This window comes from Ancylobacter sp. SL191, assembly GCF_026625645.1.
In the GTDB taxonomy this organism is placed as follows: Bacteria; Pseudomonadota; Alphaproteobacteria; order Rhizobiales; family Xanthobacteraceae; genus Ancylobacter.
Window position 1 is genome coordinate 2614442 of sequence record NZ_CP113056.1, and the last position, 23375, is coordinate 2637816.

Here is a 23375-nt window from a genome sequence, read left to right on the forward strand (position 1 = left end):
CGTTTGTCTTCCTTCCTGCAGGCAGCGTGGGGGCTGGCTGACGCGCAAGTGCGCGCTCTGACAGGAAGGAACGAGGCTCCATGACGAACCCGGCACGTCACCGCACGCAGCGCCTGCGCCAGCATCATCTCGGCGGTGTCGCTGGCCGTGCTCTCCTGCTGGGTCTTGTGGCCTCGGGCGTGCTGACGGTCGGTATGAGCGGCGGCGCCTCGGCGCAGGGCCAGACCGCCACGGCGCCCGCTCCGGCGCGCCTCGCTTTCGATATTCCGGCGCAGGATCTCAACGGCGCCATCCTGTCCTTCGCGCAGAAGGCGGGGGTACGCGTTTTCTTCGACACGCAGCGCCTTGGCGGCCGCCGCTCCAGCGCGGTGCAGGGCAGCTTCAGCACCAATGAGGCGCTCGATCGGCTGCTTAAGGGCACCGGGCTGACCTATCGCTTCACCGCGCCGAACCGGGTCACCATCGTCGATCCCACCGCCAATACCGCCGCCAATGGCACCACGGTCGGCGTCGAGCTCGATACGATCGACGTGCAGGCCGACGGCAATGGCACGGTCGGTTATGTCGCCACCGCCAGCACCGCCGGAACCAAGACCGATACGCCGCTGATCGAGACGCCCCAGTCCGTCACCGTCGTTACGCGGCAGGAGCTCGACGACCGCAACGTGCAGACACTGACCGAGGCCGTCGCTTACACGCCCGGCGTGCGCACCCAGCAGAGCGGCTACGACCCGCGCTTCGACTCCTTTTCGGTCCGCGGCTTCGACGTGACCTATAACGGCATCTACCGCGACGGGCTGCGCCTGCCGGGCGCCAACATGTCGATCTTCAAGGTCGAGCCCTATGGCGTCGACAGCATCACCGTTCTGCGCGGGCCGAGCTCGGCTCTCTATGGCCTCGGTTCGCCCGGTGGTCTCGTCGACATCACCTCGAAGCGCCCGACCGAGGAGGCGTTTGGCGAGGTCGAGGTGCAGGGCGGCAATTACGATTGGTGGCAGGGCCAGTTCGACATTGGCGGCCCCATCGACAAGAACGGTGAGTGGCTCTACCGCCTCACCGGCGTGCTGCGCGATGCCGGTTCGCCGAACGTCTATGGCGGCGGCACCAACGACATGACCTTCATCGCCCCGGCCCTGACCTGGAAGCCGAGCGACGATACCCGCATCACCTTCCTCGGCGAGTACCAGAAGTCCGAGACACCGTCGTCCATGCCCTATTATGGCTGGACGGGCACTAGTGGCGAGCAGTTCAGCAAGAATTTCGGCGACTATAACTCGCTGAATCAGGAGCAGTGGCGGATCGGCTATCTGGCCGAGCACGACATCGACAATGTCTTCACCGTCCGCCAGAACCTGCGCTATGGCAGCACCAATACGGGCGTGCGCTATACCGGCCAGACCGGACTCGACACCACCACGAATGTCGCCAGCCGCTACTCCGCTTATGTGCAGGACTATCTGGACTCCTTCGTCGTCGATAATCAGCTGGAAGCGAATTTCGCGACCGGCGCCGTCGGGCACAAGCTGCTGATCGGTGTCGACTATTCCTATCTCGCCCTCAGCGGCGGCATCGGCTACGGCGTGGCGTCCGATTACGACCTCAACACCAACCAGCCGCTCGGCCCTATCGAGGATCCCGAGCTGACAGCCTCCAGTTATCGCCAGCGCCAGAACCAGGTCGGCGTCTACGTGCAGGAGCAGGCAGAGTTCGACCGCTTTATCCTCACGCTGAGCGGACGGCAGGACTGGGTGGATACGGATGCCCTCGATCTCATTAACGATACCGAGCAGAATATTGACGACAGCGAGTTCACCTATCGCGCGGGCCTGACCTATGTCTTCGACAACGGCATCGCGCCCTATGTGAGCTACTCGACCTCGTTCGCGCCCAATCTCGGCGTCGACATTAATGGCGACGCCTTCTCGCCGACAACGGCGAAGCAGATCGAAGGCGGCGTGAAGTACCAGCCGGTCGGCTTCGACGGCTTCTTCGCCGCCTCGGTGTTCCAGATCAATCAAAATAACGGTCTGGTCACCGACGACGAAAACCCACTCTATCAGGTGCAGACTGGCGAGGTGCGGGCCCGCGGCTTTGAACTCGAAGCGGTGGCCAATCTCGGCGCCGGCTTGAAGGTGCGCGGCGCCTACACCTATCTCGACATGGAGAATGTGTCCGGCACCGCCGAAACCATCGGCCTGACGCCCTCGGGCCAGCCGGAAAACAGCTTCTCCTTCTGGGCGGATTACCAGTTCCAGCCGGGCACCAAGTTGGTCGGCCTCGGGGTGGGCGCGGGCGTGCGCTATGTCGGCGCGACCTGGGGTGATTCGCTCAACACCTTCGAGAACGACGCCTACACGCTGGTTGATGCCAAGCTGAGCTATGATTTCAGCTACCTCGATCCGAAGCTCAAGGGTTGGAGCTTCCAGGTCAACGCCCAGAACCTGCTCGACGAGGAATATACGACCTGCGATGTCGGCTACTGCTACCTCGGCGCGCCGCGCACGGTCATTGCGGGCCTGAAGTATCGCTGGTGAGCGGATTGATGCTTTCCCGGCGGGCAGCGACCTTTGGCGGGCTCGCCGCACTTGCCGCCTTCCCCGCAGCGCATGCGGCGGGGCAGGCGGGACGGGACGCGCCGGCTTCACCTCCCACACGGATCGTCGCGATGGATTTCGGCCTCGCCGAAACGCTCATCGAGATGGGTCTGGCCCCTGTCGCGATCCCCAACCCCGACAGTTGGAGCCAATGGGTGGTGGAGCCGGCGCTGCCGCCCGGCGTGGTCAATCTCGGCACCGACCGGGAGCCAAATCTCGAACTGCTGACGGCCCTGAAGCCGGAACTGATCGTTTCCACGCCCTATCTCGACGCCATCAAGCCGCTGCTCGAGCGCTTCGCGCCGACGCTGACCTTTTCGGTCTATGCGCCACCGGTCGGTAGCGCCTATGCCCGCAGCGTCGTGGCGACGCGCGCTCTTGCCAGCGCCGTCGGACGGCAGGTGCAGGGCGAGGCGCTGATCGCCCGCACCGAGGCGACGATGGAGGAAGCCCGCGCGGCGCTGGCTGCGGCGGGACTTGCCGAACGCCCGGTGCTCGCCGTGAACTTCCTCGATGCCCGTCATGTGCGTGTCTATGGCGGCGGCAGCCTGTTCGGCGACGTGATGGAGCGCGTCGGCCTGATCAATGGCTGGACGCAGCCGAGCAATTACTGGGGCTTCAATACGGTGGGTATCGAGGCTCTGGCCGGCAGCGGTGCGGGCACGCTGCTCTATCTCGAACCGATCTCCGCCGACACGCTGGCCAGCCTCGATGCCAGCCCGCTCTGGCGAAGCCTGCCCTTCGTGCAGGCCGGCCGGCTCGTGCGGATTCCGCCCGTTCTCATGTTCGGCATGCTGCCCTCGGCCATGCGTTTCGCCGGGCAACTCACCCGGCATCTGGCGGAGGCGCGCCCCAATGGCTGAAATCGCCATTTCCCGGGCACGCCATGCCGTTCCCCGCGGTCTCGGGCCGCTGGCCCTGCTGTTTCTGCTCGGCGCCATCGGTCTGATCGGCACCTGGGGCAATCTCGCGGCGCTCTTGCCGCAAGGGGGGTGGTGGCGCGCCATCACCGCGCCGGACCTCTCCCGCACGGCGGAGCTTCTGGCGGCCTACAGCTTCGCCCCGCGTCTGGTGATGAGCCTGCTGGCGGGCGCCGCGCTCGGTCTTGCCGGCGCTATCCTGCAACAGGTGCTGCGCAACCCCATCGCCTCGCCGACGACGCTCGGTATCGAGGCGGGCGCCAACCTCGCCTTGTCGGCTTGCCTCATCTGGGCGCCGCATCTGCTCGGCTTCGGCCGGGAATGGGTGACGCTGGCGGGTGGCCTTGTCGCCATCGGTGCCGTGCTGCTGCTGTCACGCCGCAGCGGCTTCGCGCCGCTTGTGGTCATCCTCGCCGGCATGGTGGCGGGGCTTTACTGCGCTTCGCTCGCCGCGCTGCTGGCGCTGTTCGACAGTCACTACCTCGCCGGTCTGTTCCTGTGGGGCGCCGGCTCGCTGAGCCAGCAGGGCTGGGAGGCGCCGCTCTTCCTCGCCCCGCGCCTTGCCGGCGCGGCACTGGCGACCCTGCTGCTCCTGCGGCCGCTGACGCTTCTTGGGCTGGATGACGCGCAGACCCGCGGCCTCGGCCTCTCGGTCGCTGCCGCCCGTCTCGGCGCCCTGCTGGTCGCGGTGGCGCTGACCGGCTTTGTCGTCGCCAGCGTCGGCTGCATCGGTTTCGTCGGCCTCGCGGCACCGGCTCTGGCGCGGCTCAGCGGCGCCCGGCGCCTCGGTGTGTGGCTCGTGGCCTCCGCCGCCACGGGGGCGGCTCTGCTCTGGGCGACGGATCAGGCGGTGCAACTCGCCGCTGGGAGCTTCGCCGATACCGTCCCGACCGGCGCGGTCACCGCCTTGTTCGGCGCGCCGCTGCTGCTGTGGATCATCCCGCGTTTGCGCCTGCCGCCGAGCGTCGGCGCGGAGATGGCGGTGCGGCGCCTTTCGGGAGCCGTCCATCCGCTGCGGCGGCTGGCGCTGCTGGGGATTGGTCTGGTGGTGGTCCTCGCCCTCTCGGCCCTGCTCGGGCCCGGTCTCGATGGCTGGAGCCTTTCCGTTCCCGGCGATCCGGCCTCGCTCTGGGCGCTGCGGCTGCCGCGCGCCGTGGCGGCGCTGGCCGGCGGTATGCTGCTTGCCATCGCCGGCAGCGTGCTCCAGCGCCTGACCGGCAACCCGATGGCGAGCCCGGAAGTGATGGGTGTCAGCGCGGGGGCTGCCGGCGGCCTTACCTTGGCGATCTTCCTGCTCGCGGATATCGGCCGGCTCGGCCAGACGCTGGCGGCGGCGAGCGGTGCCTTTCTCGCCCTGCTGCTGCTCCTGCTGTTCGCCCGCGCCTCGCGCGCCGCCCCCGAGCGGGTGATCCTTGTCGGCATCGCCATCGGCGCCCTGCTCGACGCGCTGGTGAGCGTGCTGATGGCGAGCGGCGATCCGCGCGCCATGCTGCTGTTCAACTGGATGACCGGCTCGACCTATGGCGTGGAGCCTTTGAGTGCCGGCGCCAGCCTGCTGGCCGCGCTGGTGCTGCTGGCCCTGTTGCCGCTGGTGAGCCGCTGGCTCACCCTGCTGCCGCTCGGCGAGGCGACCGCTCGCGCACTCGGCATGCCGTTAAATCTGGGCCGGCTCATGCTGCTTGTCATCGCCGCGCTGGCCACAGCGCTGGCGACGCTGCTGGTTGGCCCGCTCTCCTTTGTCGGGCTTGTCGCCCCGCATATGGCGCGCCTGCTCGGCCTGCGCCATCCGCTCGCCGAGATCTACGGCGCCGCGTTCATCGGCGCGCTGATCATGGTGGTGGCGGACTTCCTCGGCCGCAGCATCGCCTTTCCCTGGCAAATGCCGGCCGGCCTCGTTGCCGCGATGATCGGCGCCCCCGTCTTCCTCTGGCTCCTGTCGCGAAAGCAACCTGCCGCATGACCAGCGACCTGCTGACCCTCGCTCTTATCCCCGACACGCAGATCTTCGACATCGCGCCGCCCGCCGGGGGGCGCCCTGGCGCATCTTCCTTTACTGCCCGCCGGGCGAGGCGCCGGCCGAGGGCTGGCCGGTGCTGTATTATCTCGACGCCAATGCTGTGGCGGGCACGGCGGCCGACATGATGCGCGTGCAGGCGGCCTATCCGCTCGGCACGGGGGTCGAATGGGGCGTGATGGTTGGCATCGGCTACCCGACCGAGGGCGCCTATGACAGCGTGCGCCGCTCCTGGGATATGGGACCGCCGCCCGGCGAGACCTACCCGCCGCACACGCCGGATGGTCCGCCGGTCCGCACGGGCGGGGCGGACGAATTCCTCGCCTTCATCGAGGAGGTGCTGAAGCCCGAGATCGCCCGGCGGCTGCCGATCGATCCCCAGCGACAGGCCATTCTCGGTCATTCCTTCGGCGGGCTGTTCGTGCTGCACGCCCTGTTCCGGCGGCCGCAGGCGTTCCAGCGGTGGATCTCCGCCAGCCCCGCCATCTGGTGGGAGGGCGCCGGCATCGTCGAGGCCGCGCAGACCTTTGTAACCGAACCGACGCCGCGCGCCGGGCGCGTGCTGCTCATTGTCGGCGAGTATGAGCAGACGCTCGCGCCGTTCCAGATCGGCGCGGTGGACGAGGCGAAGCGGCTGGCTTCCTTCGAGGAGAGCCGCATCGTCGACAATACGCGGCTCATGGCCGAGCGCCTCGCGCAGGTGCCGGGCCTGGCTGCCGACTATGTCCTCGTGCCCGGCGAGACGCACATGTCCGTCATCCCCGCCTGCGTGAACCACGCCATACGCTTCGCCTTCGGCCGGGAGCGCGCATGACGGACGCGCCGCCTCTGTTCGAGCTTACGGACGCCGCCTTCGCCGTCGAGGGCCGCACCCTCCTGCATCCGCTTAGCCTCACGGTGCCGGCCGGGCGCGTGGTCGGGCTCATCGGCCATAATGGATCGGGCAAGTCGACCCTCCTCAAAATGCTCGGCCGCCAGCAGGTGCCCACGGGCGGGGCGATCCGCTTCGAGGGTGTCCCGCTGGCGCAGTGGGGCGCGCGGGCTCTCGCCCGCCGCGTCGCCTACCTCCCGCAAGCTACCCCGGCGACCGGCAGCATGAGGACGCGCGAGCTGGTCGCCCTCGGCCGCTATCCCTGGCACGGCGCCCTTGGCCGCTTCACCGCGCAGGACCGCCAGAAGGTCGACGACGCCATCGCCCTCACCGACACCGGCGCCTTCGCCGACCGGATGGTCGACACGCTCTCCGGCGGCGAGCGCCAGCGTGTCTGGCTCGCCATGCTGGTCGCGCAGGATGCGGGTTGCCTGCTGCTCGACGAGCCGATCTCCGCGCTCGACATTGCCCACCAGATCGAGGTGCTCGCGCTGATCCGTCGCCTCTGCCGCGAGCGGGGAAGCGGCGTGATCGTGGTGCTGCACGATGTGAACATGGCCGCCCGCTTCTGTGACGACATCGTCGCGCTGCATGGCGGCAGGCTGCTGGCGCGCGGAGCTGCCGCCGACATTCTCACGCCGCAGACGCTCGGGCGGATCTATGGCGTGCCGATGGATGTGCTTCCTGACGGAAGGGGCGGGCAAGTGGCGGTGCCGCTCGGCTGACACCCGGCACCGCTTCAGTCCTTTTGGCGATCAGGACAGCTCCAGGATCGCGCCGGCTTCCAGCGCCCGGAAACGTTCCGGCGCGATGCCGTGTTCGGCGAGAGCTTCCTGAAGCTTCTGAGGCGGCTCCTCGCGCGGTTCGTCGGTCAACTGGAAGCATCCCCAGTGAATGGCGATGGCCTGCCTCGCCTCGACATCGCGCATGATCCGCACCGCCTCCGCCGGATCGGCGTGCTGCGGCTCCATGAACCAGCGCGGCGCATAGGCGCCAATCGGCAGCAAGGCGAGGTCCGGGGCGCCGTGATCATGCCGCATCCGACGGAAGATCGCGCCATCGCCATAGCCGGTGTCGCCAGCGAAGTAGATCAGCGTCTCCGGCGTGCGCAGCATGAAGCCGCTCCAGAGCGACATGCGCCTATCCCGCGTCCCGCGCGCCGACCAGTGATTGGCGGGGACAAGGGAGACGGTGACATTGTCGGCTATCTCCACCTGTCCGCCCCAGTCGCCAACAATGGCACGGATGTCCGGAATAGCGCGACGCACGATGGTGTCATTGCCCAGCGGCGTGACGAGCCGCGGCTTGTCGCGTCGATGCAGCCGGCTGAGCGTCCTGAGGTCGAGATGGTCGTAATGGCTGTGCGAGAGCAGCACCGCGTCGATGGGCGGCAGGTCGTCGAAACGGATGCCGGGCGGGGTGACGCGCTTCGGCCCGGCAAAGCCCACCGGGCTCGCCCGCTCTGACCAGACCGGGTCGGTAAGAATGTTCAGGCCCGCGACCTGGATCAGCACCGTCGCATGGCCCACCATGGTGACCACGCAGCCGGCGACGCGCGGCTGTGGCAACGCGGGCGAGACGTCCACCCGCGCCGGCCAGCGCGCAAAGCGCGAGGACAGCCGCCAGCGCAGAACGTCGCTCAAGGATCTGTCCGTGGAGCCGCCGGCATTGAAGAAGCGGATCCCATCGAAATGATCGCTGGCGGGGCCGCGATAATAGGGGTTTCGCGGCATTGTGTGTCGAAAGCTCCTCACTGGCCCGCAAAGCTGACCGGATTATTGCGGCGTGCGTGCGGCAAGGAGGGCGCGATATCCCGGATGGTGCCGCCGTCCTGTTTGCCTGCCGGAGGCGCGGTGTCTAACGTTCGGGCGAGGCAGGATGGACGACAGATGAGCAAGCGCCACGCCCCAATCGCGCGCGATGACGAACCGTCTCCCGCTCCTGAGGCGAGCGCGGCGAAGGCGCCGCTGCGTCGGCGGCGCGGGCAGTTGCGCCTAAGGGCGTTGATCGACGCGACCAATGCCCTGCTGGACGAGCACGATGTGAGCGAGGTCGGGCTCTACCAGATCGCCGAGCGCGCCGGCGTGCCCCCTGCCTCGATCTATCACTTCTTTCCCAACAAGGAGGCGGCGCTCGTCGCCCTCGCCGAGGACTACCTCGATCGCCTCGTTGCCCGCTCGCGGGAGAGCCCGCCCTTCACGCCGACGCGCTGGCAGGATCTCATCGCCTGGCGCGTGCGGATGCTCGCGGAATTCTATAACGCCCACAAACCTTTGATGCGGCTGTTCCTCGCGGCCAGCATCAGCGCCGAGGTACGCCAGCGCGACATGGCCAGCACCGTCGCCGTCTCCCGCACGCGGGCCGAACTTTTCGACCGCCATTTCGTCATGCCGCCGGTGCGCGACTGGACCGCCAAGCTGGCGACCTCGGTGGCGATTGCCGACGGCATCTGGGCGTTGTCCTACAGCCAGAACGGGCGTGTGACCGATGAGGCGATCCGAGAGGCCGTCCTCGCGGTGACCGCCTATCTGCGCTGCTATCTGCCCGAATATATCGAGCCCCGTGCTGCGCAAGTTAACGAGGATATATCGAGTTTCTAGCTGACGGCTCCTGGACATCAACCGGCTATTGGGCGGCGTCATCCCGATGCGAGCTATTGACGCCGTGTATGAACGGCCCGCGGGTGCCAAGAAAGGCGCTGATTTCCGGAGCATATGCCTAAACGATAAGCCGGGATGAAAAAAGTCGCACGCCGCCTCGCGCCGTCGTGATTTTCAGATTGCTAACCGATTTTTCCGCCAGTACCGTCCTCGTCATCAACACCATGCATGCGGCTCCGCGCGACGGACGGGCTTGGAGCGTCCGTTCGACGATTGGTCGACGCATGCCCAGAGAGGCGCGACGCACATGCCGAGGCAGATGCACTTCATCGGGTTCTGCATTGCCGGGCCGAACTGGCACCACAATGGGAGCTGGCGGCACGACGAAAGCGACGCGTTGGATGCGCTAGATCCCAAGCGCTACGAGAACATTGCCCGCATACTGGAAGAGGGCAAATTCGATGGCTTGTTCTTCGTCGACGTCCTGACGCTCTACGACAGCTTCGGCGGCAACTTCGCCGCCAATCTACGCCAGCCCGGCCAGATGTTCCTGCTGGAGCCGCTGCAACTTCTCGCCGCCATGGCGCGGGTGACCAAGCATCTCGGGCTCGCCGCCACCATGTCGACGGCGTTCTATCACCCTTTCCATATATCCCGCGCCTTCGCCACGCTCGATCACATCAGCGGCGGGCGCGCCGGGTGGAACGTCGTGACCTCCGCCAATGACCGCGAGGCCCAGAACTTCGGCATGGAAAAGCTGATGGAGCGGGGCCTGCGCTACGATCACGCCGAGGAGGTGATCGAGGCCTGCCAGGCGCTTTGGCGCAGCTGGGACGAGGACGCTCTCATCCTCGATCGGCAGAATGCGCAATGGGCCGACCCGGACAAGGTCCACTATGTGAATTTCGAAGGCAGGTGGGTCAAGACGCGCGGCCCGTTGCAGACGCCGCGTTCGCCGCAGACCAGCCCGGTGCTGATGCAGGCCGGTTCCTCCGAGCGCGGGCGCGATTTCGCCGCGCGCTGGGGCGAGGTTCTGTTCACTCTCCAGCACGACAAGGCGGACATGCAGGCCTTCTATGCCGACATCAAGTCGCGCATGCAGCGCCACGGGCGGCCGCCGGAACACTGCGCCGTGCTGCCGGCCATCGATATCGTGGTGGGCGAGACCGAATCCATCGCGCAGGAACGGGCAGCGTATCTCAATTCACTGGTGAGCCCGGAACTCGGCGTGGCCGAGATCTCCAACCACGCGGGCGTCGACCTCGCCGGATTTCCGCTCGACGAGCCGCTGAAGGACATGGAGATCACCCAGGGCTCACGCGGGGTGTTCGACGTCATCCTGCGCGGCACCCAGAGCAAGAACCTCACCCTGCGCGATGCCGGCCGGCACTACGCCATCAGCGAATTGACGCCGCAACTGGTGGGCACGCCGCAGATGATCGCCGACCGGATGCAGGATCTGTTCGAGTCAGAGGCGTGTGACGGCTTCGTCATCGTGCCCTCACTCACGCCGAGCGGCTACACCCAGTTCGTGAAGTCGGTGGTCCCGGAGCTCCAGCGCCGCGGCATCTACCGCAAGGACTATACCGGCCGCACCTTCCGCGAGAACCTCCGCAGCTAGGGCGAGCGGCGTCCGGGCGTCTGCCGAGTTAAAGCTGGACATAGTGGTGGGCCCGGTAGGCCGCGCTGCTCTTAGCCTTGGCAACGCTTTAGGCCGATTTGGGACGACCGAGAAACCTAGCGTTTCCGGTAGCGATGCAACCGAGCTTGTCCCACTTTCCCATGACTCCGCGCGGCTACTTTGCGACATTAAAGGGGCCTCTGCGGATCGCCTGGACGCCCTAGCCAAGGAACTATGGGTGCTCCATGGAGCGGGCGCCCTTTCGGATACCGAGGCGGAGGCTCTCTCTAGCCTTCTGGAGCAGCGGCGCGGGCGAAGGCCGGCGATGGTGGCCGCGCCGCGACGGCTGTCCATTCTGAAGCGGTTCGCTCCCCGGCGCCCCCAACGCTCGCCGGATCGCGAGGCGTCTCTGCGTCGCCGCCGGTGCCTGTCGCGTTCATCTCCCATGCCTCCCCAGCTCGCCGCTGCCTTCACAGAGGGGCAGTGCGCGGTACTGGCGATCATCGGCGGAGAGGTGAAGCACCACGGTGTGTGTGACCTGTCCCTTGACGCCATGGCGGCACTGGCAGGGGTGTGCCGGACGACGGTGCGCAATGCTCTGGCCGAGGCGCGGCGGCTTGGGCTTGTGGCGGTGAATTCCCGGCCACGCCCTGGAGCGAAGAACCTCACCAACCTTGTCGAGATCACATCGGCCGAATGGCTGGCTTGGCTGAAGCGAGGCCCTACAGCGCATCGGCCGACAGGGCGCAAAACGCCGACCATTGGCAAAAATTTGCGCCCCACGAGTAACACAGAGACATCCTCTGAACCTCCTTCGCGGTGTGATGGTAGAGCGTATAGGGATATCCAAGACGATGGGCGCCGTTCTAGCGTCTAACGCCTCGGCCTTCGATGAAGTGAGTGATAGGTGGCGTGAGACTAGTTGAGACTAGTAGGCGTCTATTCGAGCGAGCATAGCAGCTGCATCGTGGCGTCTATGCTGCTTCGCGCCATCAACAGTGATGCCATTGCGCCGCCCGCTCTCTCCCATAACGAGCTGGCGCGTCTCGCTGTGTTCGGTGAACCCAGTGCCGACTGGGTGTTTGTCGAGGCCGACACGCTGGAGTGGCAGCAGTGGCGCCGCTTCTGCCTCAAGCACATTGGCCGTGCGCCTGCCGCTGTCTTGGTGTTCGGCGCGCCGCCGGGCCGATCCTTCGCGCGCTATCGCGGTCGCAGCCTGCCGAGCTTTCGTCCGCCTGGTGCTGCCGCGATTGACCGGATGCGGATCGCGAGCGGCGAACGCGAGGAAATGGCGCAGTGAACCCGGGGGTGGTTGCCAACTTTCCAAGCTTAGCCGGGACCGGCGCTCCCCTATACGCGCGAGATAGAGGCGAAATAGGCTTTTTAATCAGTGGGTTAACTTAAGGAAAGGAACGGCTTCTGTGTCGTGGAGCATCCGCAACCTGATGGCAGGGCTGACGAAGAAGAGCCTCTCGGCACCCGATGCCGAGCTTCAGGCGGTCTTCGGCGCGCTGCCGTCCGGCTTGTCGGTGGGGATGGCGCAGGCGCTCACTGTCCCGGCGGTGCAGTCGGCCATCCGGCTGATTTCCGAAGCGGCGGCGTGCCTTGAACTGAAGGTGATGCGCCGCGTCGGCGACACCCTGACTGACGCGCCCGACCACCCCGTAGCGAAGCTGCTGGGGAATCGCCCGAACGACTGGTGCGACACGTTCAGCTTGGTCCGCGACATGGTGGCGGCGGCGCTGATCACCGACAAGGGCGCGCTGGCGCTGGCGAACAAGGTCGACGGGCGCGTGATCGAGATCGTGCGCTATGACACGCCGCACTTCGTTGTCGACTATTCCGGCGACGGTCGGCTCGAGCCGAGCTTCAAGATCAACAACGTTCCGGTGTCCGCCGACGACGTGGTGCATCTTCGCTCGCCGTTCTCCCGCTGCCCCCTGTCGCTTGCCGCCGATGCCATCGGGGTGGCGAAGTACATGGAGGGGCATGCCGGCCGGCTCTTCAAGGATGGAGCCCGTCCGTCCGGTGTCCTGTCGCTGAAGGATCGCACGTCGCCGGATGCGCTGAAGCGGATTCGTGAGGCCTGGCTGCTGGCCCATGGCGCCGGCAAGTCCGGTGGCACGGCCATCGTTGAGGGCGGCGCTGAGTATCAGCAGCTCACGCTCGCGTCGACCGATGCCCAATTCCTCGAGCTGCGCACGTTCCAAATCGTCGAGATCGCCCGCGCGTTCCGCGTCCCGCCCTCCATGATCTATGAGCTTGATCGCGCCACCTGGGCCAACTCCGAGCAGATGGGCAAGGAGTTCCTGACCTATTCGCTCGAGCCGTGGCTGCGCGCCCTTGAAGGCGCCTTGCGTCGGGCCCTGTTCTCGCCGGAGGATCGGCGCGAGTACGTCGTCCTGTTCGATCGTGACGATCTCACGCGCGCCAGCCTTACCGAGCGCGCCACGGCCATTTCCAGCCTGATCTCCTCGCGTGTCCTGAACCCCAATGAGGGCCGGTCCTGGCTCGATCTGGCGCCGCGCGCCGGGGGCGAGGAATACGCCAATCCGAACACCGGCAGCAGCCAGCCCGGCGGCGCCAGCGCCGACAGTGGAGCGCCCTGATGGAGCACGTCTTCGTCGAGACCAAGATCCTCGCCGATGAGGCCGGGGCGATTTCCGGCCTTGCGTGGAAGTTCGGCGCGCCGGATCGCGTCGGCGACATGATCGAGCCCGGTGCCTTCAAGGGTCTCAAGCTGCCGCTGCCGATGCTCTTCGGCCACAACATGAACGACCCGGTGGGTGTGTGGGAGCGCGCCGAGGAAAAGGCGGACGGGCTTCACGTCACGGGCCGTTTGCTGGTCGACGATCTTCCCCGTGCCCGTGAGGTGCGTGCGCTGGTCAAGGCTGGTGGCGTTGGCGGCCTGTCCATCGGGTTCGTGACCAAGAAGGCGGCGGTCCGCCCCGGTGGCGGGCGCTCGATCAAGGCGCTCGATCTTTACGAAGTCAGCCTCGTCACCCTGCCCATGCATCCCGGCGCGCGGATCACCGGCGCCAAGTCCGCGGCCTCGGCATTCGCCCTGGCCGAAACCCTTCGCCGCGCCAGCGCGGTCATCCGTGGAGCCTGAGATGAAATTCTACGTTCTGTTCTTTGGGCTGTCGCTCGCTGTTGCGGCTGCCCTGCTCGCCAATCCGCTGCACCAGCTCGTGCCCATGGCGTTCGAGGCGGTGACCGATCCCGGCCATGTGCTGGCGCTCAAGCATGTCGTCATCGCCAGCGCCGCGATGCTCGCGCCCGGCGCCCTGGAGTTCAAGGGCGATGATGATCCGGCCACCGTCGTCACGGCCGCTATCGTGGATCTGTCCAAGTCCGTCGATGAGCGCTTCAAGGCGCTGGAGTCGAAGTCCGCTGCGCCCGGCGACGCCGTCACCAAGCTCACCGAGCGTCTCGATAAGCTGGAAGCCAAGGGCAACCGCCCGGCCGGCTCCGGCGGTACGGAAGAGCCGAGCGTCGAACGCAAGGCTTTTGCGGCCTATCTGCGCCGCGGCAAGGAGGCCGGCCTGGATGAGCTGAAGGCCCTGACGGTCTCCAGCGATCCGCAGGGCGGCTTCCTGGCGCCGGCGGAGATGTCGACCGAGTTCGTCCGCGACCTGGTGGAGTTTTCGCCGGTCCGCTCCCTCACCACCGTGCGCACGACCTCGGCGCCTTCGGTGACTTACCCCCGGCGTACCGGCATCACGAACGCCAAGTGGAAGGGGGAGACGCAGACGCGAGAGGCCAGCGAGCCGAGCTTCGGCCAGGTGGAGATCCCCATCCGCGAGGTGACAACCTATGTGGACGTGAGCAATCAGCTTCTGGCCGACAGCGGCGGCACCGCCGAGGCGGAAGTCCGGCTCGCCCTCGCCGAGGACTTCGCCCAAAAGGAAGGGCTCGCCTTCGTGTCCGGCAACGGCGTGATTGAGCCGGAGGGCCTGCTCACGGCCGGCGGTATCGGCGAGACCGTCAACGGCCATGCGACCAACCTCTCGGCGGACGCGCTCGTCACCCTGATGTACGCGCTGCCGGCGGCCTACCGCGCCCGTGGCTCCTGGCTGATGAATGGCGGCACGCTCGCCGTCATCCGCAAGCAGAAGGATGGCCAGGGCAACTATCTCTGGCAGCCGAGCTATCAGGCCGGTCAGCCCGAGATGATCCTCGGCCGCCCGGTGGTCGAAGCCGTCGACATGCCCGATGTCGCCTCCGGCGCCTTCCCGATCCTGTTCGGTGATTTCGCCACCGCCTATCGCATCGTCGACCGGCAGGCGCTTTCGATCCTCGTTGACCCGTACACGCTCGCGACCAATGGCATGACGCGCATTCACGCGACCCGCCGCACCGGCGCGGGCGTGGTGCAGGCCAAGGCGCTCCGCAAGCTCAAGATGGCGGCCTCGTAAGGCCGCCATTCCCCGTCACGAGAGACAGTGAGGATCCTGCAATGCGGGACATCATCAGCAATATCGCGGTTGCCTCGGTGATCGCCCCGGCGTCCTACAACGCCGACAACACCCCGGCCGCCATCGACCTCAAGGGGTTCGATTCTGCCATGTTCGCCATCCATGTCGGCGCCGGTGGCATCACCTTCAGCGGCACGAACAAGATCGAGTTCAAGCTCACGCACTCCGACGATGACGTGACCTATTCCGCCGTCACTATCGACGATGTGCAGGGCATCGCCAGCGTCGGCGCGGGCGGCATCGTCAAGGCCCTCACGGCCGAGCACGCCACGCCCTCGGTCACTCGCGTCGGGTACGTCGGAAACAAGCGCTACACCAAGCTGCTCGCCGACTTTTCCGGCACGCACGGCACCGCGTCGCCGCTCTCGGCAACCGTCATCAAGGGCCACGCGCGCACGCGCCCGGTGGACTGACCCACTTCGGCGCCAAGACCTTGAGGGCATGTAGCGGCCTGCCCAACAACGGAAACCCCGCCTCTCCGGCGCCGCCCTGCGAACGGGTTCATGGGAGGCAAGGCGGGGAAGGTCGCGAGCACCGGCCGCGCATGTCGGCGAAGGGCTCACAAGGCGGGCGACGGCCGGCAAAGCGTCGCCCGCCACTTTTCACCGGGAGTTTTGAGATGACCGATCTGTATGAGAGCCAGGCGGACAGCCGCGACCACCTTGGGAAGTGCGGGCGCAATGTCACGCCCTCCGGCTCGGATGTCGATCTCGATCCTGTTCCGAAGGCGATCTTCGTCGCGACGGATCGCGTGCTGTCCTATGTACCCGCGGACAACGCGGACGGGGCGGTTGTCACTATGACAGTGACCGCCGGATTTGCCGCCTATCATCGGCCTCGCCGTATCAAAGCCGCCACCACCTGTGTTGTCTGGACGGTCGAATAATCATGCCGCAGCGAGCGCCTCGGATCTGCGGGTGTGGTCACAAGGTGGCTTCTGGGGTGCAATGCCCGTGCGAGCGCCGTCGTGCCGCAGCGCGTAAGGCGAGGGCGGATGCGCAGCGGCCGACTGCCCGTGAGCGTGGCTATGACAGCAAGTGGGACAAGGAACGTGGGGCCTATCTCAGGGCCAACCCGACCTGCACACATCCCGGCTGCACGGTGCCCGCGACCGTCGTTGACCACATCATTCCGCACCGGGGCGACAGCAAACTGTTCTGGTCGCGCTCCAACTGGCAGGCCCTCTGCGTCACGCATCATAGCCGGAGCAAGCAGGCGGCTGAGAAGGGCGGCGGCGATGCGGCTTTGGCGAGGGCGCACCCGTTCCTGAAGCGGGCGCGCATTCCCGTCGTGATCGTCTGTGGCGCGCCGGGCTCCGGCAAGTCCACCTATGTCGACCAGCACAAGGGCCCGAATGATCTGGTCATCGATCTCGACGTGATCCGATCCCGCCTTGCGGGTTCGTCGCTTTACGGGGCGGGTCCGCAGTGGACGGCGCCAGCCCTCGATGAGCGCAACCGGATTCTGCAGGGCCTCGCCGCCGACCATGTTCATGAGCGGGCTTGGTTCATCGTCTCTGCTCCCGAACGTGAAGAGCGCGACCTTTGGGTTCGCAAGCTCGGCACGGCCCGCGTCGTGTTGATGCCCACCCCGCTGGAAGAGTGCCTGAGACGGATTGCCGCCGATCCTGGCCGCGCCGGCCATGTGGACCGGATGCAGCAGGCGGCGCGGGACTGGTTCGCCAGATTCGAACGGGAGACACCGGCATGACCGATACTGCGGAGATCGTGAGCCTTGAGGATCTGAAGGCGCATGTCGTCGTCGAGTTCGATGATGACGATGTCTTGCTCACGGCCAAGCTCGAGGCCGCCCGATCCCATATCGAGGCGTATGTCGGACCGCTCGACGATTTCGAGGGTGGGGTGCCGGAAGACGTGAAAGAGGCCCTGCGCCAGCTCGCCAGCCACTTCTACACCCGGCGCGAGGCCGCTCAAGCCGAGGCGCTGGAGATCATCCCGTTCGGTGTCACAGAACTTATCGGGCCGTACCGGAAATGGGAGTTCTGATCCCCATGCGCGGCGCCAAGCCACACAGCATCGTTCCCGGATCTTCGCCCGTGCGCGGCGACCTCGATCCGCCCGATTGGCTGGGTGAGGACGCGCGCGCCGAATGGGACCGCGTGGCGCCGGTTCTGATCAATGAGCGGCGCACCCTCACCGTCGCCGACATCGCCAGCCTCGTGAACTACTGCGTTGCCGTCGGCCAGGCTGCCGAGGCCAGCCGGATCATCATGGCCGAGGGGATGACCTATGCCAGCAAAGGCGGGCCGAAGAAGCATCCGGCCGTGTCGATCCGTTCCGATGCGATGACGCAGGCGCGCCTGCTCGCTGGCGAGCTGGGGCTTACGCCCGTCTCCCGTTCCCGACCGGCCGCACGCGGCGCGGCGGATGACGGGCAAGACGACCTGTTCGGTATGGGTGACTGACCATGGCGCGCTCGACCTATCCCGAGTGGATTTTCGACGGCAGCGATATCCCCGATCCCATGGGGCGCGGCGAGCGGGCGGTCCGTTGGCTGGCCATGCTCAAGCATCCCAAGAGCACCTTGCCCGGCCGGCCCTTCCTGCTCGATCCCTGGCAGGAACGTATCGTGCGCCGCATTTATGGCCCGCGCCATCCGGACGGCACCCGCATCGTCAAGTCGGTTCCTCTTCTCCTGCCGAGGGGAAATCGCAAAACCTCGCTCGCTGCGGCCCTTGCTCTGCTTCACACCATCGGCCCCGAACGGGTGCCGGGTGGCGAGGTGATCTCGGCGGCGGCGGATCGCAAGCAGGCACGACTTGCCTATGCCGAGGCGTTGGGCATCGTCCGCACCGTGCCGCAGGCGGCGGCAAACACCCGCGTCGTCGACTATCGCAACCGGCTGATCTTTCCCCGTGACGGATCCTTCTATGAAGCGATCTCGGCCGATGCCGGGACACAGCACGGCCGGACGCCGGCCTTCGTGCTCGCCGACGAACTACATGCCTGGCCGAAGCGTGACCTGTGGGACGTGCTGCGCTCCGGCCTCGTGAAGCAGAAGGGCTCGCTGCTCGTCATCGCGACCACGGCAGGGCGAGGGCAGGAAAATATCGCCTGGGACATTATCGAGGATGCCCGGCGCGTGGCGCGGGGCGAGGTGGATGACCCGTCCATCTTGCCGATCCTGTTCGAAGCGGATCGGGATTGCGACTGGACGGATGAAGCCGTCTGGCACCGGGTGAACCCCGGCCTCGTGCATGGCTATCCCGATATCGAGGGCCTGCGGCAGCTTGCACGCGAGGGGCAGCGGCGCATCGGCGACCGGGAGGCGTTTCGCCAACTCAACCTCAATATCTGGCTCGATCACTCCGCCGATCCCTTCGTGGATATGGAGATCTATGACGAGGGCGCGGCGCCCGTGGATCTGGACGCGCTCGAGGGCGCGCCCTGTTGGCTGGGCGTCGACCTGTCGAGCAATCATGACCTGACCTGTGTGGTGGCGGCCTGGCGCGATGAGGCCGGCGGCTACATCGTCCACCCGTGGTTCTTCTGCCCCGAGGACAATCTGCGCCTCCGCGCGGATCGGGACGGCGTGCCCTATCCCACTTGGGCGGAGCAGGGCTTCATCATCCCGACGCCCGGCAATGTGGTGGACTTCCGCGCCGTTGAAGCGACGATCCGTGACCTATGCGAGCGGTTCGCGGTGCAGGAGATCGCTTTCGATCCGCACCTTGCCCGCAACATGCTCAACAGCCTGCTCGAGGATGGCCTGCCGGCCGTGGAGATGCGGCAGGGCTGGGTGACGATGGCACCGGCCGTGAAAGAGCTCGAGCGGGCGATTGTCGGCCATCAGCTCGCCCATGGCAGTCATCCGGTCCTGCGCTGGTGCTTCGACAACATCGCCGTCCACACCGACGGCGCCGGTAATCGCATGTTCCACAAAGGCAAGAGCCGGGACCGCATCGACGGCGCAGTGGCCTGCGCCATGGCGGTCGCCCGCGCGTCATCTGAGGCCGGAGCCAGTATTTACGAAAGCGACGAGTGGTCGCCCGAACTCATGGTCATGTGACGAGGACGGCATGAAAAGTCGTATGGACGTGCGAGGCCTTAAAGAGCTCGCGACTGGTCTTGATCAACTCAAGAAGTCGACACAGACGGGCGTGCTCACCCGCGTTCTGAAGAAGGCGGCGGCGCCGATTGAGAGTTCAGCGAAGCGCAATGCTCCTGTCGAGACCGGCGTGTTGCGCGACAGCATCGATACGGTTGTGGTTCGGCGAAATGCTGGCAAGGCCGCCTATGCGCAAGCCATGCGCGACGGAGCTTCCATGGATCAGGCCGGCGCAGCGGCACGGGCAGCGAACAAGGCGGCGGCGGGCAGAGGTGCCAGCGCGACCGTGCGCGTGAGAGCGACCGCACCTCACGCCATCTTCGCCGAATTCGGAACCATCAACGCCCCAGCGCAGCCGTTCCTAGGTCCGGCCCTTCGCGGGGGGCAGGCGACGGCGTTGGAGACGATCAAGGCCGACCTGGCCACCGAGATCACGAAAACCGCCGCGCGCGCCGCGGCACGGGCTGCAAAGAAGGGAACCAAGAAATGATCGAGAATACGCGGGAGGGGGCGCCGCTGCGCTTCACCTTCAACCGCTTGGTCGTGGTCGAAAGCCTGCTGGGCAAGACCCTGAAAGCGGTCATCGACGAGCTGGAATCGCCGAATGGTGTCAGCCTCACGACCCTGCGGGCGCTCTACGCTGTCGGCCATGCCGGCTCTCAGTTGGATATGTGGATGCGGATGCCGAGCATGGGCGGTGCGCCCCTCGGCGTCGATTTGTCAGCAGCTGGTAACGCGATCGAGGCGATCGGCACCACCGTGGCGACCCGAGATGTGGGCGCGGCGCTGGCGGCCCTCTTCGCCGAGATGGCGGAGTAAGCCCATGGCCAGCTCCGTTGGTGGCCTCTATGTCGACCTTGGTCTCAATGCAGCCCGCTTCAACGATGGGCTCAAGGCCGCCGGGGAGCGGCTGTCCAAGTTCGGCGCCACTGCCAAGGGCGTCAGTGGCGCCCTTCGCGGGGCGTTCGACGGCTTGACGCTTGGGCTCGGCGGCCTGAGTGCCGCCGGCCTGTTCGCCGGGGTCAAGGCAGCCGCCGCCGATCTGGCGCAGGTGGCTGCCGAGGCGCAGAAGGCGGGCGTGGGCGTCGAAACCTTTCAGGAACTGAGTTACGCGGCTCAGGGCGCGCTTGTCGGTATCGATGCCCTCACGGACGGCATGAAAGAGCTTCAGCTGCGCGCTGACGAATTCATCGTCACCGGCGCCGGGAGCGGCGCGGAGGCCTTCCAGCGCCTCGGCTACACGGCCGACGAGCTGAAGGAGAAGCTCGCGGATCCTGCGGCGCTTTTTGAGGAAATCATCGGCAAGCTGGGGCGCCTCGATAAAGCGGCACAGATCCGCATCGCTGACGAGCTGTTCGGCGGCACGGGTGGCGAGCAGTTCGTCCGGTTGCTGGATCAGGGCAACGGCTATATCGCCAAGATGCGGCAGGAGGCCCGCGATACGGGCAACGTGCTTAGCGACGAGCTGGTGCAGCGGGCTATCGAGATAGACCGCGCTTTCGCGAAGCTCTCGACCACGGTCGGCTCAAACCTCAAGGGTGCGCTGGTCGGGGCGGTGGCGCTGATGCGCGACTTTACCGACCTGCTCAACCGGACCGAGACTCAGAGTGCCGACACGCTGAAGCGCCGGATCGATCTCATTGACGCGGCCGTGGCGAACGCCCGCAAGAGCAGCCTGGCCTTCATGGCGATCGGCGGTGACGCTGGCATTGCCTCGCGCCTCGCCGAGCGGGACCAGCTTCAGGGACAGCTCGATAGCCGACCGGCAACGTCGGTGACGGTGAACAACCCGGCCGGGGGGCTTGGTGACCTGTCGAAGATTGAGACTGCGAGCACCAAGAAGGCGGAGCAGATCGCCGATTCCTATCGGCAGATCGTTTCGGCCGCCGAGCAGCGAGATCACACAGATGGGTGTTGAGCAGCAGGCGCTGGGGCTCACCACGGCCGAAGCCGAGCGGCTGCGGGTGCAGCAGGATCTTCTGAACGAAGCCCAGCGCGCCGGCATCACGCTCACTGCAGAGCAAGCAGCCAAGCTGAGCGAGATCGCCGAGCGTTCGGGAGCGGCGGCTGCCGCTCTCGATGGCGCTGCCAAGGCGCAGGCGACCGTCATCGATCGGCTCGATGAAGTTCGGGGTACGTCCTATGACGCGCTCTCCGGCTTCGTCGACGACATCCGCGCCGGTGTCGATGCGTCGGATGCCCTCGCCAGCGCGCTGGATACGGTCCTTGACCGCCTGATCGACATCGCCCTGCAGAATTCGCTTACGGGGCTCCTTGGGGCGTCCGGCACCACTGGAGGCGGGGTTCTTAGTTCGCTGCTCGGCAGCATCGGCCTTGGTGGCGGGGGCTTCGCTGACGGCGGCACGACCGGGCCGTCGAGCTTCATCATCACGGAGAGACTGTCATGAGCGCGATGCTCGCCATCGTCCAGCACCGCCGCGTTCTCGTGATGGCCGATGCTGCGATCTACGATCCCGCTACGGGCATTCTGTCTGCCCTCACGCACAAGATCGTGCCCATACCTCACACGAACGCTGTCTTCGCAAGCCGTGGCGCGGCAGGCTGCTTCAACCATTTCTTCAGGGCGTGTCTGGATGTGACGGCGTCAGCCGGCTTCGGCACATTCGACGCATTTCGGCGCGCATCCGATGAGGTATGGGCTGTCTTTGAGGCAGGCCTGCCGGCCGGCATGGGAGGTGAGATCATCGTTGCCGGGTGGTCGGAACAGTACGATGCGGGCCAGGTGCTCTATCGCAGCACCCGGCAGATCCACGAGGGGTTGCCGGTTGGAAATTGGTTCCTGCTCGGTGATCGCTCCGCATTTGGCGTCAGCCTCGACGACGTCCCGCCGGCGGATCACTTCGATCCCATGGTGCACGGCATCCCCGCTTTCGAGGCGTCCCGCCGCCTCGAGGTTGACCTGGCTTGCGGCGAGGGCGAGGCGTTCATGGGGCATGCCGTCGGCGGTTGGGTTTCCAGCGTGATCGTGGAGCCGGGCTTCGTCTCGGCCGGCAAGATCATTCACCGTTGGCCGGACATTGTGGGTGAGCGGATCGATCCGGAACGGGCGCTGACAAGCTGGGGCCCCGCATCGTGTGGCCTTGCTTGCGGAAGCGCGGTGTCCTGATGGCCCGGAACGCGCGCGTTGAACTGGAATGGGCTGGCGGGCTGCACAGCTTCCGCCTGGGGTGGGCCGAGCTGATGCTGCACGAGGTGCGGCAGTAGCGGACGCGTCCTGGGGTTCCCCAGATTTGGGGACACCCAATGTTCTCCGACACGCCATTGGTTGTAGCTAGATTTCTACACGTGCAAGTGTGATTTGCTTTACATGCTACTCAAGCAGTATTCGATGTAAGCGTCGAGGCTATCGACGGTCCGATCATTCGGTATATCAACGCGACCATCAGGAAGTATAATTCCATACCGGCCGCTTGCGTCGCCATCAGATGCAATCGGTATGGGTGGGCTTGATTTATAGTATTTGAAAGCGATAACCGGCATTACCCAAACGCAGTCTTTGCCGACGCAGTCTTTACCTCCAATGAAATTGACTATCTTGAAATCCTCATTGCAAGGAATGATATCAAATATTTCTTCATCCAGCGCAAAATTTTCGTTTATTTCAAATTCGGATTTCTTGCCGTCGATAAAATCGATCTGAATATACCGCTTTGTGCCTGCGCTATATGTTGTTAGCGTCTTTACGTTATTGAGGTTTATGTGCGTATTTGCAATTTCGATGAACATGGATCCTCTCAGTTGGGCTGCATGTGGCCATTGTAGCGAAATGGTCCCGCTTGGGACCATTAACATGGTGCCGGCGAAGGATGTCTCCTCTCCTGCGATTATCATGCGGATATCGTAACGCTTCCCTCCCTTCAGTCTGTGGTTCCCTCCTGAGGGGTGAGTAGAGGGCAAACGCTAGGTGAACCCCTGCACAAAATTCAGCAGGGCTAGCCTAGACCGCCGCAGGCGCACCGCCCACGAATCGCGTGAGGAAGGCTTCCGCCTGCTCAAGTGTGGCGTCGTAAGGCTGATGGAAGCAACCTAGCGCGACCGAGTTGGTGTAGTTCTCAATCACCATGTATCCCGCGCCATAGAAGCTTTTCGACCAGTGGCGGGAGGGTGTCTTCTCCAGTCGGTGGTTGTGCCTAGCGAGGTGGCGGCGGAGCTTGTTTTCACGAACCTTCAGCGAGGACATAGCGCATC

General features: G+C 65.9%; 25 protein-coding genes. 22 read left to right on the plus strand and 3 right to left on the minus strand.

What is annotated here, in order from left to right:
- Window positions 1–80: 80 nt before the first annotated feature.
- The 5 genes from OU996_RS11870 to OU996_RS11890 all read left to right on the plus strand — a co-directional run bounded on the left by OU996_RS11870 (window position 81) and on the right by OU996_RS11890 (window position 7124).
- A complete protein-coding gene (locus tag OU996_RS11870; protein WP_267581817.1) occupies window positions 81–2534 on the plus strand; it encodes a TonB-dependent siderophore receptor in 2454 nt (817 codons plus the stop codon).
- On the plus strand, window positions 2531–3457 hold the full coding sequence (locus tag OU996_RS11875) for an iron-siderophore ABC transporter substrate-binding protein (RefSeq protein WP_267581818.1): 927 nt from the start codon (window positions 2531–2533) through the stop codon (window positions 3455–3457). The genes OU996_RS11870 and OU996_RS11875 overlap by 4 nt, the downstream gene beginning before the upstream one ends.
- A complete protein-coding gene (gene fhuB / locus OU996_RS11880; RefSeq protein ID WP_267581819.1) occupies window positions 3450–5474 on the plus strand; it encodes a Fe(3+)-hydroxamate ABC transporter permease FhuB in 2025 nt (674 codons plus the stop codon). Before OU996_RS11875 ends, fhuB begins: the two co-directional genes overlap by 8 nt.
- Before the next feature lie 130 nt (window positions 5475–5604).
- Window positions 5605–6342: an alpha/beta hydrolase gene (locus OU996_RS11885; RefSeq protein WP_324290692.1), complete on the plus strand. Its 738-nt coding sequence runs from the start codon at window positions 5605–5607 to the stop codon at window positions 6340–6342.
- Window positions 6339–7124, plus strand: coding sequence for an ATP-binding cassette domain-containing protein (locus OU996_RS11890; protein ID WP_267581820.1), 786 nt, complete (start codon window positions 6339–6341; stop codon window positions 7122–7124). The genes OU996_RS11885 and OU996_RS11890 overlap by 4 nt, the downstream gene beginning before the upstream one ends.
- A 30-nt stretch (window positions 7125–7154) precedes the next feature.
- Here the strand turns inward: OU996_RS11890 and OU996_RS11895 are convergent, their stop codons facing one another.
- Window positions 7155–8042: an MBL fold metallo-hydrolase gene (locus OU996_RS11895; RefSeq protein WP_324290693.1), complete on the minus strand. Its 888-nt coding sequence runs from the start codon at window positions 8040–8042 to the stop codon at window positions 7155–7157.
- Window positions 8043–8288: 246 nt separating this feature from the next.
- On the opposite strand from OU996_RS11895, the gene OU996_RS11900 reads away from it, so the two are divergent.
- The 17 genes from OU996_RS11900 (at window position 8289) to OU996_RS11985 (ending at window position 22293) form a co-directional block, all read left to right on the plus strand.
- Complete coding sequence (locus OU996_RS11900; RefSeq protein ID WP_267581822.1) at window positions 8289–8999, plus strand: TetR/AcrR family transcriptional regulator; 711 nt, start codon at window positions 8289–8291, stop codon at window positions 8997–8999.
- Between the two features lie 307 nt (window positions 9000–9306).
- Window positions 9307–10620 carry an LLM class flavin-dependent oxidoreductase gene (locus tag OU996_RS11905; protein WP_267581823.1) on the plus strand — a complete coding sequence of 438 codons (1314 nt, stop codon included), beginning with the start codon at window positions 9307–9309 and terminating at the stop codon, window positions 10618–10620.
- A gap of 976 nt (window positions 10621–11596) precedes the next feature.
- On the plus strand, window positions 11597–11920 hold the full coding sequence (locus tag OU996_RS11910) for a hypothetical protein (RefSeq protein WP_267581824.1): 324 nt from the start codon (window positions 11597–11599) through the stop codon (window positions 11918–11920).
- Window positions 11921–12041: 121 nt separating this feature from the next.
- A complete protein-coding gene (locus OU996_RS11915; RefSeq protein WP_267581825.1) occupies window positions 12042–13229 on the plus strand; it encodes a phage portal protein in 1188 nt (395 codons plus the stop codon).
- Window positions 13229–13732 (plus strand): HK97 family phage prohead protease, encoded by a 504-nt coding sequence (locus OU996_RS11920; protein WP_267581826.1) that lies wholly within the window; start codon window positions 13229–13231, stop codon window positions 13730–13732. The genes OU996_RS11915 and OU996_RS11920 overlap by 1 nt, the downstream gene beginning before the upstream one ends.
- A gap of 157 nt (window positions 13733–13889) precedes the next feature.
- Complete coding sequence (locus OU996_RS11925; RefSeq protein ID WP_267585695.1) at window positions 13890–15038, plus strand: phage major capsid protein; 1149 nt, start codon at window positions 13890–13892, stop codon at window positions 15036–15038.
- Window positions 15039–15079: 41 nt separating this feature from the next.
- Window positions 15080–15511 carry a hypothetical protein gene (locus tag OU996_RS11930; RefSeq protein WP_267581828.1) on the plus strand — a complete coding sequence of 144 codons (432 nt, stop codon included), beginning with the start codon at window positions 15080–15082 and terminating at the stop codon, window positions 15509–15511.
- A 206-nt stretch (window positions 15512–15717) separates the two neighbouring features.
- The gene (locus OU996_RS11935; protein WP_267581829.1) at window positions 15718–15984 is read left to right on the plus strand and encodes a spike base protein, RCAP_Rcc01079 family; all 267 of its coding nucleotides are present in this window, start codon (window positions 15718–15720) and stop codon (window positions 15982–15984) included.
- A gap of 215 nt (window positions 15985–16199) precedes the next feature.
- On the plus strand, window positions 16200–16808 hold the full coding sequence (locus OU996_RS11945) for an AAA family ATPase (protein WP_324290694.1): 609 nt from the start codon (window positions 16200–16202) through the stop codon (window positions 16806–16808).
- Window positions 16805–17104, plus strand: a complete 300-nt coding sequence (locus OU996_RS11950) for a head-tail connector protein (RefSeq protein ID WP_267581830.1) — start codon at window positions 16805–16807, stop codon at window positions 17102–17104. The genes OU996_RS11945 and OU996_RS11950 overlap by 4 nt, the downstream gene beginning before the upstream one ends.
- 5 nt (window positions 17105–17109) lie before the next feature.
- Window positions 17110–17523: a phage terminase small subunit P27 family gene (locus tag OU996_RS11955; RefSeq protein WP_267581831.1), complete on the plus strand. Its 414-nt coding sequence runs from the start codon at window positions 17110–17112 to the stop codon at window positions 17521–17523.
- A 2-nt stretch (window positions 17524–17525) separates the two neighbouring features.
- The gene (locus OU996_RS11960) at window positions 17526–19127 is read left to right on the plus strand and encodes a terminase large subunit (protein ID WP_267581833.1); all 1602 of its coding nucleotides are present in this window, start codon (window positions 17526–17528) and stop codon (window positions 19125–19127) included.
- Window positions 19128–19137: 10 nt separating this feature from the next.
- Window positions 19138–19656, plus strand: a complete 519-nt coding sequence (locus OU996_RS11965; protein ID WP_267581834.1) for an HK97-gp10 family putative phage morphogenesis protein — start codon at window positions 19138–19140, stop codon at window positions 19654–19656.
- Entirely contained in the window at window positions 19653–19985 is a 333-nt protein-coding gene (locus OU996_RS11970) for a hypothetical protein (RefSeq protein WP_267581835.1), read from the plus strand. Before OU996_RS11965 ends, OU996_RS11970 begins: the two co-directional genes overlap by 4 nt.
- Window positions 19986–19989: 4 nt before the next feature.
- Window positions 19990–21084, plus strand: coding sequence for a hypothetical protein (locus OU996_RS11975; protein WP_267581836.1), 1095 nt, complete (start codon window positions 19990–19992; stop codon window positions 21082–21084).
- Window positions 21074–21574, plus strand: a complete 501-nt coding sequence (locus OU996_RS11980; protein ID WP_267581837.1) for a hypothetical protein — start codon at window positions 21074–21076, stop codon at window positions 21572–21574. Before OU996_RS11975 ends, OU996_RS11980 begins: the two co-directional genes overlap by 11 nt.
- Entirely contained in the window at window positions 21571–22293 is a 723-nt protein-coding gene (locus OU996_RS11985; protein WP_267581838.1) for a hypothetical protein, read from the plus strand. The genes OU996_RS11980 and OU996_RS11985 overlap by 4 nt, the downstream gene beginning before the upstream one ends.
- A gap of 197 nt (window positions 22294–22490) precedes the next feature.
- Here the strand turns inward: OU996_RS11985 and OU996_RS11990 are convergent, their stop codons facing one another.
- The gene (locus OU996_RS11990; protein WP_267581839.1) at window positions 22491–22913 is read right to left on the minus strand and encodes a hypothetical protein; all 423 of its coding nucleotides are present in this window, start codon (window positions 22911–22913) and stop codon (window positions 22491–22493) included.
- Window positions 22914–23124: 211 nt separating this feature from the next.
- Window positions 23125–23367, minus strand: coding sequence for a hypothetical protein (locus OU996_RS11995; RefSeq protein WP_267581840.1), 243 nt, complete (start codon window positions 23365–23367; stop codon window positions 23125–23127).
- Window positions 23368–23375: the final 8 nt, after the last annotated feature.

Bases quoted from the DNA above. Each gene is read 5' to 3' on its own strand.
- OU996_RS11870 (WP_267581817.1), top strand. From the start codon at position 81: ATGACGAACCCGGCACGTCACCGCACGCAGCGCCTGCGCCAGCATCAT.
- fhuB (WP_267581819.1), top strand. From the start codon at position 3,450: ATGGCTGAAATCGCCATTTCCCGGGCACGCCATGCCGTTCCCCGCGGT.
- OU996_RS11890 (WP_267581820.1), top strand. From the start codon at position 6,339: ATGACGGACGCGCCGCCTCTGTTCGAGCTTACGGACGCCGCCTTCGCC.
- OU996_RS11900 (WP_267581822.1), top strand. From the start codon at position 8,289: ATGAGCAAGCGCCACGCCCCAATCGCGCGCGATGACGAACCGTCTCCC.
- OU996_RS11905 (WP_267581823.1), top strand. From the start codon at position 9,307: ATGCCGAGGCAGATGCACTTCATCGGGTTCTGCATTGCCGGGCCGAAC.
- OU996_RS11910 (WP_267581824.1), top strand. From the start codon at position 11,597: ATGCTGCTTCGCGCCATCAACAGTGATGCCATTGCGCCGCCCGCTCTC.
- OU996_RS11920 (WP_267581826.1), top strand. From the start codon at position 13,229: ATGGAGCACGTCTTCGTCGAGACCAAGATCCTCGCCGATGAGGCCGGG.
- OU996_RS11925 (WP_267585695.1), top strand. From the start codon at position 13,890: ATGCTCGCGCCCGGCGCCCTGGAGTTCAAGGGCGATGATGATCCGGCC.
- OU996_RS11930 (WP_267581828.1), top strand. From the start codon at position 15,080: ATGCGGGACATCATCAGCAATATCGCGGTTGCCTCGGTGATCGCCCCG.
- OU996_RS11935 (WP_267581829.1), top strand. From the start codon at position 15,718: ATGACCGATCTGTATGAGAGCCAGGCGGACAGCCGCGACCACCTTGGG.
- OU996_RS11950 (WP_267581830.1), top strand. From the start codon at position 16,805: ATGACCGATACTGCGGAGATCGTGAGCCTTGAGGATCTGAAGGCGCAT.
- OU996_RS11955 (WP_267581831.1), top strand. From the start codon at position 17,110: ATGCGCGGCGCCAAGCCACACAGCATCGTTCCCGGATCTTCGCCCGTG.
- OU996_RS11960 (WP_267581833.1), top strand. From the start codon at position 17,526: ATGGCGCGCTCGACCTATCCCGAGTGGATTTTCGACGGCAGCGATATC.
- OU996_RS11965 (WP_267581834.1), top strand. From the start codon at position 19,138: ATGAAAAGTCGTATGGACGTGCGAGGCCTTAAAGAGCTCGCGACTGGT.
- OU996_RS11970 (WP_267581835.1), top strand. From the start codon at position 19,653: ATGATCGAGAATACGCGGGAGGGGGCGCCGCTGCGCTTCACCTTCAAC.
- OU996_RS11975 (WP_267581836.1), top strand. From the start codon at position 19,990: ATGGCCAGCTCCGTTGGTGGCCTCTATGTCGACCTTGGTCTCAATGCA.
- OU996_RS11980 (WP_267581837.1), top strand. From the start codon at position 21,074: ATGGGTGTTGAGCAGCAGGCGCTGGGGCTCACCACGGCCGAAGCCGAG.
- OU996_RS11985 (WP_267581838.1), top strand. From the start codon at position 21,571: ATGAGCGCGATGCTCGCCATCGTCCAGCACCGCCGCGTTCTCGTGATG.
- OU996_RS11990 (WP_267581839.1), bottom strand. From the start codon at position 22,913: ATGTTCATCGAAATTGCAAATACGCACATAAACCTCAATAACGTAAAG.
- OU996_RS11995 (WP_267581840.1), bottom strand. From the start codon at position 23,367: ATGTCCTCGCTGAAGGTTCGTGAAAACAAGCTCCGCCGCCACCTCGCT.